We start from the raw sequence: 18,002 nt of genomic DNA on the forward strand, positions 1-18,002 counted from the left end.
CTTTAAAAGGTCATACAACAGTTCGATATCTGTCGATGTAATTTTACTATTGTTAGCCATTGCTAACTCCTTTTGATTTCAACTAAAACTTGCTTAATTGTTTATATGATTATATTTTACTAGATCACATGAGAATTAACTCAGCCAAGGATGACGCAGCTGGCTTACAAATCGCAGATCGTTTAACCACCCAAATCAACGGCTTAAACCAAGGTAACCGTAATACCAATGACGGTATCGCTTTAGCTCAGACCATTGAAGGTGCTCTTGATGAGACCTCATCAATGCTCCAAAAGATTCGTACCTTAGCCGTACAATCTGCCAACGGTACCAACACCGCCGATGACCGCAAGGCATTAAAGGCAGAAGCTAACGCTTTAATGAGTGAGATTTCTCGTATTGCTAAGCAGACTAAGTTTGGTGGCAAGTCCATTCTTAATGGCGCAACAGGTGCTGAGACCATTTATGGTTCACAAGCTGATAAAGCATCAAAGGGCGGTAAGGTTACCCTCCAAGTAGGCGCTAATAAGGGTGATGAGGTTTCCTTTGACGTAGGTAATGCTACTTTCAGTATTATGGCAACTGCAGCAAATGTTGCAGGTTGGAGTAAAACTAACGGTGTTTTACTTTCTACTGCCGAGAAGTCAAAAACTGTAATTGATCTTATGGACAAGATGATTGCAGCCGTTGACTCCCAGCGTTCAGGCTTAGGTGCCATCCAAAATCGACTTGAGTCCTCTATCCGCAACCAATCTAACGTTGCTGCTAACCAATCTGATGCACGTAGCCGTATTCGTGATGCAGACTTCGCTGAAGAGTCTGCAAACTTAAGTCAGCAGTCCATCATCCAGCAGGCTGCTACTTCTATGTTAATGCAGGCTAACAGCCGTCCACAATTAGCCCTCTCTATGCTTGGCTAATTAACAATTATCTGATTTGCAGATAATTTAAGATCCCTTAAGCAAAATATACTGTCTTAAGGGATTATTTACAGATTAAGAATAGTTCTGTTAACAAATAGAACGAAAAGTATATAGAGGTACTAAAAATGGCAGTTTATGTAAATACCAACGTTTCTTCATTAAATGGCCGTCGCTATTTAAATAACGTTCAAAACCAGTTAACTACTACTTATCAGCGCTTAAGCTCAGGCATGAGAATTAACTCAGCCAAGGACGACGCAGCTGGCTTACAAATCGCAGATCGCTTGACCACCCAAATCAATGGACTTAACCAAGGAAACCGCAATTCCAACGATGCTATCGCTTTAGCTCAGACCATGGAAGGTGCTCTTGATGAGACCACCAACATGCTCCAAAAGATCCGTACTTTAGCAGTTCAAGCATCAAATGGTACCAATACCCAAGCAGATCGTGACGCTCTTCAACAAGAAGTAACCAGCTTATCAAATGAAATTAACCGTATTGCTGGTCAAACTAAGTTTGGCGGTCAAAATATCTTATTAAGCCATGGTAAGGGCATGCTTGATGCTAAAGGTCAAATCACTTTCCAAGTAGGCGCTAATAAAGGTGATGAGATCGTTCTTCAAGCTCTTACCTCTGGTTTTACTATGAGTGGTATTGCTACCAAAGCAGGCTTAGAGTTAAAGGATGCTGGTGCTGCTAAAGACACAGGATTAGTAAAAGGTAATAACAATGCTGGTGCTCGTTGGAGTGTATCAACTGCTGAGTCTGCCAAGAAGACCTTAGAGAACATTGATAAGTTCATTGCTACTGTAGACGGCAAGCGTGCTGACCTTGGTGCTTTCCAGAACAGATTAGAGTCCTCTATCCGCAATCAGGCTAATGTTTCAGCTAATCAGGCTGATGCTCGTAGCCGTATTCGTGATGCTGACTTTGCTGAAGAGTCTGCTGCTTTAAGCCAGCAGTCCATTATCCAGCAGGCTGCTACTTCCATGTTAATGCAGGCTAACAGCCGTCCACAATTAGCCCTCTCTATGCTTGGCTAATTAACAATTATCTGATTTGCAGATAATTTAAGATCCCTTAAGCAAAATATACGGTCTTAAGGGATTCTTTACAGATTAAGAATAGTTCTTTTAACAAAAGAACGAAAAGTATATAGAGGTACTAAAAATGGCAGTTTATGTAAATACCAACGTTTCTTCATTAAATGGCCGTCGCTATTTAAATAATGTTCAGAACCAGTTAACTACTACCTATCAGAGACTATCTTCTGGTATGCGTATCAACTCTGCTAAAGACGACGCAGCTGGCTTACAAATCGCAGATCGCTTAACCACCCAAATCAATGGTCTTAATCAAGGTAACCGTAACTCTAACGATGCTATCGCTTTAGCTCAGACCATGGAAGGTGCTCTTGACGAGACCACCAACATGCTCCAAAAGATCCGTACTTTAGCAGTTCAGGCTTCTAATGGAACAAATACCGCCGAGGATCGCAAGGCACTTCAGCAAGAAGTTTCAAGTTTATCTGAGGAAATTAACCGTATTGCTGATCAAACTAAATTTGGTGGTCAACAAATTTTAGCAGGAGCTGGTAAGGGTATCATTGGTGCTGCAGGTTCAGTTGCCTTCCAAGTAGGTGCTAATAAGGGTGACGAAATTGTTCTAAAAGGCTTTTCTGCAGGCTTTAAACTAAGTGGCATTGCTACTCACGCTGGTGTAAAGGGTGAGGGTGCTACCAAGTCTGGTTGGTTCGTTGATAACAACAAGAGCCGTTGGAGTGTTTCTACTGCTGATGCAGCTAAAACAACTTTAGCTAACATTGATAAGTTTATTGCTGCTGTTGACAGCAAGCGTGCTGATTTAGGAGCTTTCCAGAACAGATTAGAGTCCTCTATCCGCAATCAGGCTAATGTTTCAGCTAACCAGGCTGATGCTCGCAGCCGTATTCGTGATGCTGACTTTGCTGAAGAGTCTGCTGCCTTAAGCCAGCAGTCCATTATCCAGCAGGCTGCTACTTCCATGTTAATGCAGGCTAACAGCCGTCCACAATTAGCTCTCTCTATGCTTGGCTAATTAATAGGATAGTGTTTAGCTATTAACCTTTTGGGTTGAAAAAACAGGCTCTTACTTTATAGTTTGAGCCTGTTTTTTGTTTTGGCTGTTAGTTGTTTTTCTAAGACCTCAAATAAGGCTACCTCAAAGAGATTTTGCCTAGAGGTTTAGTTAAGGAGCGAGTAGTTGCCTTAAGAGGCCCTTTAGAGGCATTTATAGGGGCTTTATTGCCTTTAGATGACCTTAGATAGGTCATAGTTGTCATTGTGCCTTTTAGAGGGCTCTAGAGGCCTGTATTGGGCTTGTATTAAATTTGAGTATTATGGCAAGAAAGATTTGCCTATGAGTCCTTTAAGGAAAGTGTAGTTTCCTAGCTTCTATTAATCATAAATTGGGTAGTCATTAAAGCAGGCTATTAATTCTTTAAGGAAAGCGTGGTGGCCTCAGGAGGCCTTTATAGGGCTTGTATGGCTTTTAGATGACTTTAGGTATCATTGTGCCTTTAAGGGGCTCTGTGAGTCTTATAGCGCCTTTGAGCACTTTAAGTGATAGTAGTGGTTTAGAGGATACTTGAATGCCTTGGAATGCCTTGTAGAGGGCTTATGGTGGGTGTGGAGGATAGGAGGGCTGCGTCAGCGCCAGCGCCAGCGCAGCTGCGCCAGCTGGTGCCAGCGGCGACAGCTGGGCTGTCGGCGTGGCGGTAGGGTTAGTTGGTGCTTGTTTCTTTGAAGTGGTCTTGGTCTCTTTGAACCAATTGCTCGAATTGCTGTTTGGCAATTTGTTTTTGTTTTAAGAAAGCAGCGGCATCGGTTTGCTCTTTGCTTGGTTGGAGAGCTACTTTAATGCCATGGTTGAGGGCAAAGGCTGACATGGTTGGCTGTTTTGGCTTAGAGGTAGCTGTTTTAGGCATGTTGCTAGGCTCTTTAGGCATTGGGCTATTGCCAATTTGAATAGGATCGCCTAAAAAGGTTGGCTGCGTATTAAAGAAATAAACATCAAAAATACACTTAATGCGGGCAAAAAACTCTCTGACATAAACAATGTAGTGAGAAAGTTTAGAGCTTGGATCGGCAGCATTAAAACCAATAGCATTCATACCTTCGTTTTTAGCAATAAAGAGAGCACGCTCATTTTGAAATTCTTGGGAAATGATAGTGACATCTTTGAGCATAAAAACTTTAGAAGCACGTGCTACTGAGTCTATAGTAGAAAAGCCAGCATAATCAGCTACAATGCGATCTTTTGGTACACCTGCCTTGATTAAAGCAAGGGTCATTTGACGTGGCTCATTATAAGAGGCGTGGCGATTATCTCCTGATACTAAAATATAGTCGATTTTGCCACGATTATAAAGTAAGGCAGCAGCTCTAATACGATTCATAAAGAAAGGATTAGTATTACCATCTGACATTAAAGAGGAGGTACCTAAAAGTAGTCCTACTTCGTTGTAAGGTAAATCATGCAAAGAATCGTAGGTATCAAAGCTATAGCTGGAGATCCTAAATAAGGAAAGCACCATAAATATAGCAAAGCATAAGATGCTTAATACTATTAAATAGCATAAGGCACTAAAAAAGTTGCCAAATTCGCGCTCAAAGCCATTTGAGTCTCTTGAATTTCCTTTTTTATATGCCATGTTCAATCCTTTAATGATGCCAAGTCTAGAGTAATAAGGTTAATAAAGAGCTCTTAGAGAAGATGCTTTACAAAATCGAATTTTGGTAATTTATCGTAGAGCATTTCCATTTGCTCGGCGCTATCAAAGCGTACTCTTAAAGTATAAGAGGTGTATTTGCCGTTAGCTGATTGACGTGAATCAATTACGCCATCGATACCAGTTGACTCTGGAATAAGCTTGTTAATATTATCGATTAAGCGCTCTGGTTGACTTTCGTCAGACATAACAATGATACGTAAATGCTGATCGCAAGGAAACTCTAAGAGTTCCTTAAACTTATACTGTAAAGCCATAAATATTGTCCAAATAATATTTTGTAATTATGAAATAAAGCCCCTTAATTCTAGCAAGAACTAAGAGGCATATTTGAGTTGTGCCATAAAATATATGGCAAGCTCTTAGCTGCCAATAGCCATTAATAGCTTATCCCACATTCTGGAGAAGAAGCCGCCCTCCCCGATAGAGTTGGTAGCAACTAATGGGTACTTAGCTAATACTTTATCATTAAGCTTAAATTCAATAACACCTAACTGATCTCCTGCATTAATAGGAGCGACAAAAGTAGCTTGGTTAAGTGCATAGCTAATCTTAATGCTTTGCTGAGCACCACGAGGGATCATTAAGGTTACAGGATTATTAACTGCTAAATTAACGATATCACTATCGCCCATGCGAACTTCACGAGTTAGTAAGGTCTTGCCTGGGGCAAAAGGCTCATAAGACTCAAAATAGCGGAAGCCGTAATTGAGCATTTGCTTAGAGAATGAGGCACGATCAGGTTCACTCTTAGCTCCAATAACAGTGCCGATTAAGCGCATATTGCCTTGAACTGATGAAGATACTAAGTTGTAACCTACGGCTGATAAGTGACCAGTCTTAATGCCATCTACGTTGATAGTAGTATCCCATAAGAGGCGATTACGATTGGTTTGCTTAATACCGTTAAAGGTAAATTCCTTTTGGCTATAAAGCTTGTACTCATCTGGTAAATCTCTAATAAGAGCACGACCTAATAAAGCCATATCATAGGCAGTAGAGTAGTTCTGCTCATCAAAGAGACCATGAACATTGGCAAAGTGAGTGTTATTAAGGCCTAGCTGACGGGCATAGGTGTTCATTACAGACACAAAGCCATCCTCAGAGCCAGCTAAAACAATAGCTAAAGCTACGCAAGCATCGTTACCTGATTGAATAACAATGCCTTTATTAAGATCACTGACCTTAACTTTTTTGCCCACCTCAATAAACATCTTGGAGCTATCGGCATATTTATCTAAAGCAGCCCAGGCGTTCTTAGGAATAGTCACATAGCTTTCAGGATCTAAGCGGCCTGCTTTAATTTCCATACCAATGACGTAAGAGGTCATCATTTTGGTTAAAGAGGCTGGCCAAATGCGCTTATGCTGATCGTGTTCAAACAATACCTGACCAGTAGCATAGTCCATTAGCACCCATGATTCAGCATTAAAAGTAGGGGCCTCAGGAATAATAATAGGGGCATTGGTAGGAGAATTAGCTGCATCCACGGTAGCAATGGCAGGAGCATTGTTAGGGCCAGCATTCTGTTGCGCCCTTACAGCTGCAAAAGGATCAGGGATGTCCTCAGCGTGAACCACGCCAGAGGCCATGATAGTGGCGCTACATAAAGCAACTACTGAACACCAGCGCTTTAAATTAGTGCTCATCACTTTACAATCGAGCTTGCGATCCATTATGTTCTCCGAAATGTAAGATAGAAAAATTCGATTATAGGCGCTTAATAAAGGCATCTGAGTGACCTAATTGTTTCATATACTCTAAGGTAGTATTTAGGTCAGACTCTTGTAGTGGTCCTACACGCACACGGAATAAGCCATCCTCTGGCATGATAACTACAGGCAATGGAGTATGCTTTTGTAGGCGATCACGCAAAGCAGCAGCTCTTTGTGCTGTTGAGGAGCTAAATACCTGAACATAGCTAGCATTGAAAGTTGGGGTAGCTACAGGATTAGCGTACTCAATAGTGTAGTTATTAGGAATTACCTCTGGAGGTGCAGGGTAATTGATTGTATCAATTTGCTCATCAATAACCTGACCAGATGAGTTGGTAGAGGTTACAGTACGAGTTACTGATGAACTATTGTTCTTTTGGGCAGCGTTTATTAATTGGCCAGCAATAGATAGTCCTGCGCCAACAGCTGCGGCAGTAGTATTAGGATTGGCCTTACCGTTATTCTTAACCTCTGACCAATATTGGCCAATATCCTCTAAGTTATCTTGGTTCTTTTGGCTAATGACCTTATCAACTACGCCATTAAAGATTTGTTGTCCAATATTAGAGCCTTGAGTTTTATCAGAGATATTGCCACCACGAATATCAATCAGCTCAAGTTTTACCTTGGCAGTGCCTTTCTTGGTCATATCAATGGCTTTAGCAGCGCCTTCTGATAAATCGATAATACGACTACCATGGAAAGGACCACGATCATTAACTCTTACAATTACTGTTTTGCCATTTTCAAGGTTGGAAACTTTTACGAATGAAGGTAGTGGGAGGTTTTTATGAGCAGCGGTATAGCCTTTTTGGTTATAAACCTCACCATTAGAGGTTTTGTTACCATGAAAGCCAGGGCCATACCAAGAGGCGGTGCCAACTTCTTGATAGGAATTGCAACCTGTCCATACCATATAGTTTTGACCTAATACAGTATAGTCTTTGTTACCACCACGTGATACAGGCTCATATTTAGGAGTAGCACCCCTAACACCCTTAATAACGACTTTTTCAGTCTGAGGATAAGGACGTGTTTTATTTGGGCCAGTACCGTAGGTATAACCATCACCTGCTTTGGAACCATGGGTCTTAGTAACTACATCAGAGGTGCTTTCGCAGCCATTAAGCATCATGGTGGAACAACCTAAAAGCAGGGCAAAAAAGGCTCCGCTTATCTTTAACTTATTAACTCTCATTACTTTACAAATTTCACAACAATAATATGTAAAAACTACCTTAGATAAATACAATAGCAAAGCCTACTGGGCGGTTAGGCGAAGTAGGCTTAGGTTAAATAGGCTTAAGTAATAATGATTACCACAAACAATTAAGGGTTTTTGCCGCTAGGGCTCACATACTCACCTTTTAATAATTTAGCCTCTTGGTAACCCATAGCAATGGCCTCTGAAAGCTCAAATACAGCACGGGCATATAATGGGCTCTTATTGTAGCGAGTAATAGTGTTAAAGTTATTTAATGCTACTTGATACTCAAAAGAACCATCAGCAAGCTCAAAAGAGTAAAGTCGTATATTTTGATCTGCACTTAGAGCTACTTTGGTAGTGATGCCAGCAGCAGTTAACTCTTTAGGAGTAAGTTTCCACTCTTTTTTCATGAGGCTATCTAAAGTAGCCTTTGAAACAGGCTTACCGTTAACTCCCTTTAAATGAGCAGGATAGGTAACTCCAGCACCTAAAATCCAACCATGCTCCTTAAAATAGTTAGCAACTGAGCCAATAGCGTCTACTGGGTTGCTAAATAAGTCAACATGGCCATCGCTATCAAAATCGATAGCAAAGTTTAAATAGGAACTTGGCATAAATTGACCCATACCCATAGCACCAGCATAAGAACCTAGAGTATCAGTCAAAGCCCAACCTTCACGATTGGCTAATTTTACGTAGTTAGCAAATTCCTTAGAAAAATAAGCCGAACGCTTAGGATAGTGGAAGCCTAAGGTATAAAGAGCGTCTAAAACTTTCCATGAGCCCATATTTTGGCCATAGAAAGTCTCTACACCAATAATGGCGCAAATAACCTCAGGCGCTACTCCTAATTCTCTTTGAGCTGCTAATAAGGTTTGCTCATGCTTTAAGTAAAAATCGACACCGCCATTAATACGCTTATCAGTGATGAATAGCTTGCGGTACATATGCCAAGGCTTGCCCTCATAAGGACGATTCATGGCATCAATAATCTTTTGCTGGTAAGTCGCCTGAGTAATAGCTTGATCTAGTAAAGCACGATCAATTGAGGCATAACGAGCCAATTCATTAAGATCAGGTTCATTGCCTGTTGCTGCGCTTGCGTTACCACTAAAAGCAGCACAAGCTAAGCTCAAGCTTAAGCCAAGGCTTAAGGCTGTTTTAGATAACGAGTTGGAAAATCTCATAATTAACACTCAATATTCAATAAAGACCCAGACGAAATGCGTTTTTAAGGCGCTGTGTTTTAGGCACAAAAAGATATCACAAAGAACTAAATGAAAATAGTACACTTTGAGATTTTTGTCGTTAAAGCGCTAAAAAACCCGCCTTATTATACTTACCAAAGATTAGGCTAAAGATAGGAGTCAGTAATAAACTCAAGCTATTTTTTCGCAGCAGCTTTTTGAGCTTGCTTTTGCTCACGACGCATTTTAATAAAGTTGTAACGTCCTGATACTTTGCGCATAAAGGTTAACATTGAGTTACCTGGGAAAATGCCAATACGTCTAATTTGGAATAAGTCCTTATCAAACACTACATCACCAGAATCAGTAGCCACAGCAAAGCTTACCCCTGACTCTTTAACTAGGCGCTTAACATCTTCATTAAGATCGCCATAAGGATAGGCAAAGGTAATAAATTTCTTATTAAAGCGTTGCTCTAATGCTGCCTTGGACTCAAAAATTTGCTCTTTAGCCTCAGATAAAGGTAGTTGTGACAAACGTGGATGGTTCTTAGTGTGGATACCAAACTCAATACCATAGTCCATCATTTCCTTGATCTGCTCATCATTCATCAGGTCAAAGCGCTTTTCAGGACGCTCTTTATCGTCAGCATCCCAGCTATTGTATTTAGACTCTGAGAGTAAAAAGATTACAGCTTTAAAGCCATATTCCTTTAATAAAGGAAAAGCAGTAGTGTAATTGTCGACATAGCCATCATCAAAAGTAAGAATGACCCATTTATTGCCTTTGTTGAAGCGCTCTTTATACTTGTTATTAGCAAGTTCTTCAAAAGTTACGGTCTGATAGTTACGTGACTTAAGGTACTTTAGGTGGTTAATGAACTTGTCTTTGTCGATGTAAGTGCCATGAATGCCATGCTCTTGTTCACTCGATGCTACACGGTGATACATAATGACAGGAATTTCATAGTGCTTAGTCTTAACATACTCACGAGCATAAATGTGCTCAATAGCATCAACTATGTTATTGAGACTAAACTCTTTTTGCACGACCTCAAAAAGATGGGTAAGCTCATCTGGGCTCATGGCTACAGCATGATAAATATCATCTATTAGGCGCTCATAATAAAAATGGGTTTCCTTAACTTTGTTGATATCACCAAAGTTAGAGGCTAGAGCAGAGGCAATATTATCTTTAGTTACCAAACCCTCATAAAGGGCCTCACCAATAGCAATAGTAGGGCGACCCATTAATAAGCCTTCTACAGCTGCTCGTCCTGCTCCAATAACGACATCGCTATTTTTAATAAAATCAGGAACATTATTAACGTAGCCTACAAAATTGATATTAGGGTAGTTTAAAAACTTCTGGAATTTTTCAGGCAGCTCAGAGCCACCAACAACATTAATATGAATGTTGCTGTGATCTTTAATGCGCTCTAAAACTTCAAAAGCCACATCGCCTTTAGGGCCTGATAAACGACCTACTAAAGTGACTTTGATAGTAGCAAAATGCTCTAAGCCCAGACCTTGCTTATCGGAGAGCTGAAATAAAAAATCTTGGTCATTAATTGGGTTGCGATAAAGTTCAGTAATAGCAGGATTAACATTTAATTCGTTAACAATTTGCTCTTTAATATTTTCGCAAACACAAATAGTACAGCTGCCAAAAGACTTGTTAATTTTGCGAGAAAGGTGAACAGGCTGACGGCCATGAGTAGAGCTGATAAATGGAATTTTGGCAATCTTGCAAGCAATGGAGCAAATCCAAGATGAAGCACGAGAGTGGGCGTGAACTACCTGGATATCATTGTCTTTAATAATTTTAATGACTTGTCTAACTTGCTTTAAGCGAGACAAATAGGAGCGCTGATTAAAGGGAATTGGAAAATAGGTAGCTTTACATGGTTTAGTTAAAGTATCGGAGACAACAAATACTTTATGACCTCTAGAGATCAGCTCATCAGCAATGGTAACAGCGTAAACTTCTGCACCAGTTACTTCTCTTTGAGAAAGTGCCATTAATACATTCATATAAACTTGGCGCTTAAACCTAGGGCAATTACTAGGTAAAGATGCGCCCTCCTTTAATCATGAGTGAACAATATTGTGGCGCTTAGTTTAATTTAAGGCTGTGCTAAGCTACCTTGACCTCATTGGTTTTAGTTTTGGGAGGGGAAGATTTCCCTTTACCAAAAATACAAGCTAGTTTTAACCACAAGCAGTTTAATCTAAGCTTTAGAATTTTAGTGCACCTTTAAGGTTTTTTAAAAAAATCTAGATAATTATATAGTTTTTATCTTTAAAAAACATTAGGCTAAGTCCCTAACCAACATAGTTTGCAAACCCTCACCAAGTCCTATAAAAGTCCAATTATTGCCCATCTCTACCCTACAGATAAGTAAACAAGCAAGCTTGTTGTTCTCAATGGTTTGCCCATAAAGCGCTAAATATTAGCAATACTCAGTACCAGTCCTAAAACAGATCCAGTCAATCAATCAATCAAGCAAGTAAAAGCAAGTCAAGCTAAGCTTAGAGCTCAGGCTATTAAGATGGGGTAAGGTATGATGTTTGGTGTTCTTTTTATTTAGCTTAGTAAGCATGTGTCTTACTTAGTCATATATCAACCTAAGGAGGCTATCACATATATGCTATACCATTAATTAGGTTGTGTCGCAAAAAAGTGGGGTGCTGTGGCGATAACAGAACAAGCTGGCATGCAAGCCAGCAAGCTCGGTAGCAAGCTGGCAAGCAAGCTGGCAAGCAAGCTGGCAAGCAAGTTGGCAAGTACGCTGGCAATTATGTAAGTTGGCAAGCATGTAAGCATGTAAGAGGGTAGGCTTGCTGGCTGCTAAGGATGCTATTAACCAAGAGTAGTAAGAGCAGTGGTTTGTTTGCGCTTGGCTTAGAGCTCATGAAAAAAGCTGGTAGTAGTAGCCTAGGGTTTGGTTAGTATTATGTGCAACTAGGCTCTTTTGTTAGTTTATGCGCTTGTTTAATAGATTTCTTGGTTAAAGGCTTGAGGTGCTGTGTTTGCTGGGCTATTGCTGGCTTGCTGTTCTTAGAGTAATAAACTTTGCTTAGTGCGCTTTGGGGCCTGGTGATTGTGGTGAGGGCCAATGAATTTTTCTGCCCAAGTTAAATTGTAAAAACGCTCAAACTTATAGCCACATTGGTTAAGGGTTCCTACTACGGTAAAACCTTGTTTGTGGTGAAAGTGTAAGCTGGCATCAGTTAAGTATTCATCAGGCTTATCAACAGGAGTGGCTATGCAGGCATAAAGGTTTAATATGCCTTGTTGCTTGAGGAGGTGCTCCATTACTTCATATAATTTTGCACCTATGCCTAAAGCTCTCACCTTGTGATCAAGATAAATGCTCAGCTCAACAGAATGACAAAAAGCACCACGAGAACCAAGCTGGTGAGCATAGCAATAGCCTATTGGTTTATCTTCTTTGACCGCCACTAAAAAAGGAAAGTCCTTAAGAGTAGAGCTAATTAACTGGGTAAATTCCTCAGTGCTGGGCTTTTGAGTGGCAAAAGTAATGGCAGTATGCTCAACATAATAATTGTAGATAGTGAGCAAGGAATCAACATCGTCAAGGCTGGCCATTCTAATAATCAAAGATGAGCCATCAGTAAGTTTGTCTTCAAATAATAAAGGCTGTTTACCCTCAAAAGTCTTGTCTACACTATCCATAAATATGAACTCTTTGTGCTTGCTTGCTTGCTGCTGTTGTTGTTGTGTTGTGTTGGTTGTAGTTGTGGTTTTAATAGGGGCAATAATCTTGCCTCATGGCTAAAGAGGGACGACTTAGAGCCAATATTAAGTCATCCCTCTGGTAAAGAAGGTGGTGGTAGCTGCTACGAGAAGTAGGTTTGCTTCTTATGCGTATGGATAGACATGATCATGCCAAAGGTAATGGCTAAAATAATCATGGACGTACCGCCATAGCTGACCATAGGTAAAGGCACGCCTACTACAGGTAAAATGCCGCTCACCATACCAATATTAATAAAGATATAGAAAGGTAAGGTAAAGGAATAAGTACCAGCTAAGATACGGTCAAAATTGGTGCGGGCGTTTACCGTGATATAAATACAACGTGCAAAAATAAACAGATAAATGGCCATGAGAATAAAGAAGCCAATAAGGCCTGTTTCCTCTGCCAGCACCGCAAAAATAAAGTCAGTATGAGGCTCTGGTAAAAAGTCCAATTGCGATTGCGAGCCTTGAAGCCATCCTTTACCGTAAATACCGCCTGAGCCAATAGCAATTTTGGATTGGATAATATGATAACCCGAACCTAAAGGATCACTCTCTGGGTTTAAGAAGGTTAATACACGCTGTTTTTGGTAATCGTGGAGTACATAATTCCACATAATAGGTAGTGCCGTAGCTCCTAAAAGTACACCTGTACCAATCCACCAAAAGCTTAGTCCTGCTAAGAAAATGGCAATAAAACCAGAGGTTGCCACCAAAATAGCTGTACCTAAGTCTGGTTGTAGCGCAATTAAAACAGTAGGTATAGCTAATAAGAAAAAGGCTATGATTAAATTGATTTTACGTGGAGGCAGTGTTTCTTTAGCAAAGAAAGCGGCAATAGTTAAAGGCATAGTCAGCTTTAAAAATTCTGAAGGCTGAAGACGCATAAAACCAATGTTTAGCCAGCGTTGAGCGCCTTTGGAAATATCACCTACAAGCTCAACTAGGAGTAAAAAGATTAAGCAGATAATGTAGGCATAAATGGCGCTTTTAGCCAAATACTTGGGTGGAATTTGGGCAACAAAGATCATGGCCAAAAAAGCTAAGCTAGTACGTATAATTTGACGCTCCAGCATCTCAACATGTTGACCAGAAGCAGAGTAAAGGACAAACAATGACATGCCCAGGGTCATTAGCAAACCAAGCAATAGAGGTAGATCTATATGACAGCGCACTAAAAATGGCTGAACCTGCTTGCTATCAGACATATTAACTGAACTTTTATCATTCTTAGGCATGTTCTTAAAAAACCGATTAAGATTAAAAAAACAACCCCTCTATCAACCAAGAGGGCGTTGGTCTGCAAAAAAGGGAACTTTTTAGCTCATTAAAAATGAGTGCTCAATTTGCTAGTTCCACAAAAAAAACAACATCTGGGCACAAAGCCCATAAGGGCCATAAGGGCCATGCAGCTCATAAAAGCCATACTGGCTGTAACTGCCATTTAGCTGCTACTAATATTGCAAAGCTCCGTACCAGGTGCGCCACACACTCACCAGGCACGTTACCTCATCACAATAGGAGGCAATTCCTAACAAGGCTAAGCTCGACCTAAAAAGCTCAAGCTTTTTAAAGCTTTTTAAGACCATTCCTTATAAGGTTAGGTCTTAGGAGCTGTGCTTATTACCAGCAAGAGCTTAGCTCTTACAGTATAGCTCTAGGGATTAAGCTGCGCTTAGGATTTGTCCTGGCTTTATCATGGCCTAGGCCTAGGTTTAGCCTGGCCTGGCCTAGCCCAGGCTGGCCTGGGCGTAGTGCTTATGGCTATGGGCAGCTGCTCTAAGGTTCCAGTTAAAAGTAGCTTTAATCTGGTGGCTAACAGCTAAGCTTGGCTAACCTAAGCCAGGCTAAGCAAAGCTTAGCTGGGTTTAGTTTGGTAGGAGAGAGCATAGGGAGGTTTTAGCGAACCTCGACTGTTCCGCCCATACCAAATTTGATTGATTTGGATACTTTTTCACCCTCGTAGCCATTAGGATAGAGCTCAAAGTAGCGATCCATAAGTTTACGTACGACTGGGGCTCCTACTGATGAGCCACCACCTTCATTTTCTAGAATAATACCAACTAGAATGCGTGGGCGATAATACGGTGCAAAAGCCACAAAGAGGGCATTATCGCGATGCTCTGTTTTAAGAGCATTGGCATTGTACTTTTCGCCTTGCTTAATGGATACAATTTGAGCGGTACCTGACTTACCAGCAGCCTTGTAAGTAGTGCCAGTAAAAGCTTTTCTACCAGTGCCTTCTGGGCCGTTTACTACTAAGTACATACCTGCACGAGCAACATCAAAATAGCTCTTATCTTTTACTTTTAAATTTTCTCCTAGCAGAGGATCATCAAAGATACGAGCAATACCCATAGTCTTAGGATCAACAATGTCCTTTAACAAATGTGGGGTGACAAAGCGACCATGGTTAGCCAGCATGGAATGAGCCTTTACCAACTGAATTAAGGTAGTAGTCCAATAGCCTTGACCAATACCAATTGGAATAGTGTCGCCAATATGCCAGCCTTGCTTATAGCGACGGTATTTCCAGTCAGGAGATGGATTGATACCTAAACTCTCTTCATGAATATCAATACCTGAGGCACGACCAAAGCCGTATTTATCAAGATATTCATGAATCTTTTCAATACCTGCTCTATAAGCTAAGTCATAGAAGTAAGTATCGGCTGACAACTCAATGGCACGATAAGAATCAAGCCAGCCGTGGCCCCAAGATCTCCAATCTCTAAAACGGTGAGAGGAGCCTGGCAGACTAAAGTAAGCTGCTCCAAAATAAGAACTAGTAGGAGTAATTAACTCCTCATTAAGTCCCATAATAGTTAAGAGGGGCTTAATGGTTGATGCAGGAGCATAACCACCTTGGGTAACACGGTTAATTAAAGGTTTGCCAGGGTGATTAATTAAGTAAGAGTATTCTTTATTTCTAATACCACGTACGAATAAATTAGGATCATAAGATGGGTTAGAGTAAAAAGCTAAGATACCACCTGTAGCTGGTTCCACAGCAACAATAGCGCCCTTCATATCGCCCAATAGTTCTTGAGCATAATATTGCAAGCGAATGTCTAAAGTTAAAGTAATATCACGACCATGGGTTGGAGGATTGTACTTTAAGGTACGTAAGATTTGGCCATGGCTGTTAACCTCTACTTCACGAGAGCCTGCTATACCATGAAGTTCATTTTCATAAAAACGCTCAATACCAAGCTTACCAATAGCAGTAGTACCTTCGTAATTATCAATTTTGCCTTGAGCGGTCAGTTTTTCCACATCATTAGCATTAATACGAGATACATAGCCAATAGCATGAGTAGTGGTGCTAGCAAAAGGATAGAAGCGCTTTAAATCAGATGAAATCTGAACATTAGGATACTTATGGCGATTGACAGAGAAGGTGGCTATTTGCTCTTCTGTTAGTAAATCGGCAATTTCAACGCCACTAAAGCGTTGACGAGTACGTGATAGCGCCAGGATATGATCAATATCTTGTTCGGTCAGCTCTAAATCCATGAGCTCGTTAAGACTATTGATAGTATCAAGGGTAGAGATTTCCTTATTTGGGAAGATTACCAAATGGAATACAGGACGGTTTTCGGCTAATACTACATGGTTACGATCGTAAATAATGCCACGTTGAGGTACTACAGGGAGAACTCTAATACGATTAACGTTAGAGCGGGTCTGATAATCCTCATAGGATAATACTTGGAGGTAGTACAGATTAGCCGTTAAGATAGAAATACAGATAGCTACGACTACGCATCCTAAGATAATACGTAATCTAAAGATGCGTTGCTCTTGCTCAACATTCTTAACTTGAATGCCGCCTTGGCTCTTTTCCTTGCGTTTCTTTATTTTCTTACTAAAGATGGAACGCTCTTTGCGATTGCGTTTTTTAAAAAACACGAGGGCTACCTAACTTACACAAAGGGCCAATGAGGGGATCACAGGCGGTTAAACAAAATAAGCTAAAATTTAAGCTCTATGATAAGGTAAATTTGCATCAATACTATAAGCTCTATATAAGGCCTCAGCAATCACAACACGAACTAAAGGATGAGGCATAGTGAGCTTAGATAATGAGATAGTTTCATTAGCTTTATTTAATACCTCTTTAGTTAGGCCCTCTGGTCCGCCAATGATAATGACCACATCTGAGCCTAATTGCTGATAATCATGAATCTTATCAGCCAATTCCATAGAGGTATATTGCTTGCCATGCTCATCTAAAGCAACAATATAAGCCCTTTTAGGTAAGGCCTCTAAAATAGCCTTGGCCTCAATTTCTTTGGCTTTGTCAGAAGTGGCCTTACTAAGACGTTTGACTGGCTCAATTTCTTGAAGTACCAGTTGCATATGAGATGGCATACGCTTTTGGTATTCAGTAAAGCCAGTAGTAACCCAAGCAGGCATTTTAGTGCCCACAGCAAGCAAAATAAATTTCATAACTATTAAATAGCAGATTAAGCCTGGTCTTCGGTAAGACCTGCAGCCATACACTTATAAAGGTTTTCTAATTGATAGCGTTGACGCTCGCTCTCTTGCATGATGTGCACCATTACTAAGCCAACATCAACAATAACCCACTTACCCTCTTGCTCACCGCTAACGGCAACACCATGGATATCATGCTTGGCTAAGTACTCAACTAAACGATCGGCCATAGCGCTAACATGGCGATTGGAGGTACCTGTAGTAATTACCATGACATCAGTAATAGAGCAGTGCTCATGTACATCAATGGATACAGTGTCATTTGCCTTAGAGGAATCTAAAGAGGCTTCAACAAGAGCTAAGAGCTCTTGAGTTGTGTAATCTTTTGAGCTAATCAAAGAACTTAACTTCCTAATTAATGAATACTAATAGCAAAGTTAGCAAAAAAAATGTCGTGCTTAAACTAAGCTAAAATCGATAGTTTATACAAAAATAGTGCTCATTTTGCAAGTGCTTTTCTATACTGCCCTGCCATTTCTTTGCATTTCTAACATAAAGCCTGCGACATAATAAATTTCCACCTGAACGGACGACTTTAACGTAACCTGCAATAACTGTCTGTGATGCCTACAATGAAGTAGATCTAATGGCAGCGTAGTCATAGTTCTCCACGATATATCAACCATAACCTGACAGAACACACTTTTAGTGAGTTACTACTTAAAAAGTGAGTTTGTCTTCTGTACAGGTGGATAAATTTGGAGAAGACTTACTAAAAAAATAATAAGGCAAACTTAGTTGCTCTTTTCTATATAAATCATTTCTAGCTTGCGTAATAAGCAACATCAATGATTTATGAATGTAATTCTTAATTTTTCAAAACTTATAAACTCCGCTCCTCTTCTGAATGTTAATTTGAAATTTGACTCTATTATTGATAGCAATGGTTAAAGTAAGGTTGATATTAGTTTTCATTAACAACATTTTAGCTAG

Annotated in this window: 14 protein-coding genes; 3 read left to right on the forward strand and 11 right to left on the reverse strand. The window is 40.3% G+C overall.

From position 1 onward, the window contains the following. The first annotated feature begins 128 nt into the window (after positions 1 to 128). The 3 genes from MXE38_RS05725 to MXE38_RS05735 all read left to right on the forward strand — a co-directional run bounded on the left by MXE38_RS05725 (position 129) and on the right by MXE38_RS05735 (position 3,002). Positions 129 to 920: a flagellin gene (locus MXE38_RS05725; RefSeq protein ID WP_246913063.1), complete on the forward strand. Its 792-nt coding sequence runs from the start codon at positions 129 to 131 to the stop codon at positions 918 to 920. Between the two features lie 128 nt (positions 921 to 1,048). Next, a complete protein-coding gene (locus MXE38_RS05730; protein WP_246913064.1) occupies positions 1,049 to 1,969 on the forward strand; it encodes a flagellin in 921 nt (306 codons plus the stop codon). Positions 1,970 to 2,096: 127 nt separating this feature from the next. Continuing rightward, entirely contained in the window at positions 2,097 to 3,002 is a 906-nt protein-coding gene (locus MXE38_RS05735; protein WP_246913066.1) for a flagellin, read from the forward strand. Positions 3,003 to 3,687: 685 nt separating this feature from the next. Here the strand turns inward: MXE38_RS05735 and MXE38_RS05740 are convergent. The 11 genes from MXE38_RS05740 to rsfS form a co-directional block, all read right to left on the reverse strand. Beyond that, positions 3,688 to 4,617, reverse strand: coding sequence for an ElyC/SanA/YdcF family protein (locus tag MXE38_RS05740; protein ID WP_246913068.1), 930 nt, complete (start codon positions 4,615 to 4,617; stop codon positions 3,688 to 3,690). A 53-nt stretch (positions 4,618 to 4,670) separates the two neighbouring features. Next, a complete protein-coding gene (locus tag MXE38_RS05745) occupies positions 4,671 to 4,952 on the reverse strand; it encodes a DUF493 domain-containing protein (RefSeq protein WP_246913070.1) in 282 nt (93 codons plus the stop codon). A 105-nt stretch (positions 4,953 to 5,057) separates the two neighbouring features. Continuing rightward, the gene (locus MXE38_RS05750; protein ID WP_246913072.1) at positions 5,058 to 6,344 is read right to left on the reverse strand and encodes a serine hydrolase; all 1,287 of its coding nucleotides are present in this window, start codon (positions 6,342 to 6,344) and stop codon (positions 5,058 to 5,060) included. Between the two features lie 61 nt (positions 6,345 to 6,405). Beyond that, the gene (locus MXE38_RS05755; RefSeq protein ID WP_246913074.1) at positions 6,406 to 7,545 is read right to left on the reverse strand and encodes a septal ring lytic transglycosylase RlpA family protein; all 1,140 of its coding nucleotides are present in this window, start codon (positions 7,543 to 7,545) and stop codon (positions 6,406 to 6,408) included. A 194-nt stretch (positions 7,546 to 7,739) separates the two neighbouring features. Next, positions 7,740 to 8,804, reverse strand: coding sequence for a lytic murein transglycosylase B (gene mltB / locus MXE38_RS05760; protein WP_246913076.1), 1,065 nt, complete (start codon positions 8,802 to 8,804; stop codon positions 7,740 to 7,742). 197 nt (positions 8,805 to 9,001) lie between these two features. Beyond that, positions 9,002 to 10,825: a polysaccharide deacetylase family protein gene (locus MXE38_RS05765; protein WP_246913077.1), complete on the reverse strand. Its 1,824-nt coding sequence runs from the start codon at positions 10,823 to 10,825 to the stop codon at positions 9,002 to 9,004. Positions 10,826 to 11,864: 1,039 nt separating this feature from the next. Further along, on the reverse strand, positions 11,865 to 12,503 hold the full coding sequence (locus MXE38_RS05770; RefSeq protein WP_246913078.1) for a GNAT family N-acetyltransferase: 639 nt from the start codon (positions 12,501 to 12,503) through the stop codon (positions 11,865 to 11,867). Between the two features lie 164 nt (positions 12,504 to 12,667). Beyond that, on the reverse strand, positions 12,668 to 13,777 hold the full coding sequence (gene rodA / locus MXE38_RS05775) for a rod shape-determining protein RodA (RefSeq protein ID WP_246913079.1): 1,110 nt from the start codon (positions 13,775 to 13,777) through the stop codon (positions 12,668 to 12,670). Positions 13,778 to 14,468: 691 nt separating this feature from the next. After that, positions 14,469 to 16,481, reverse strand: a complete 2,013-nt coding sequence (gene mrdA, locus MXE38_RS05780) for a penicillin-binding protein 2 (protein ID WP_246913081.1) — start codon at positions 16,479 to 16,481, stop codon at positions 14,469 to 14,471. Positions 16,482 to 16,550: 69 nt separating this feature from the next. Then, entirely contained in the window at positions 16,551 to 17,021 is a 471-nt protein-coding gene (gene rlmH, locus MXE38_RS05785) for a 23S rRNA (pseudouridine(1915)-N(3))-methyltransferase RlmH (protein WP_246913083.1), read from the reverse strand. Positions 17,022 to 17,038: 17 nt separating this feature from the next. After that, positions 17,039 to 17,407, reverse strand: coding sequence for a ribosome silencing factor (gene rsfS / locus MXE38_RS05790; protein ID WP_246913085.1), 369 nt, complete (start codon positions 17,405 to 17,407; stop codon positions 17,039 to 17,041). Positions 17,408 to 18,002 lie beyond the last annotated feature (595 nt).

The organism is Anaerobiospirillum sp. NML120448, assembly GCF_023050945.1.
Lineage (GTDB): Bacteria > Pseudomonadota > Gammaproteobacteria > Enterobacterales > Succinivibrionaceae > Anaerobiospirillum.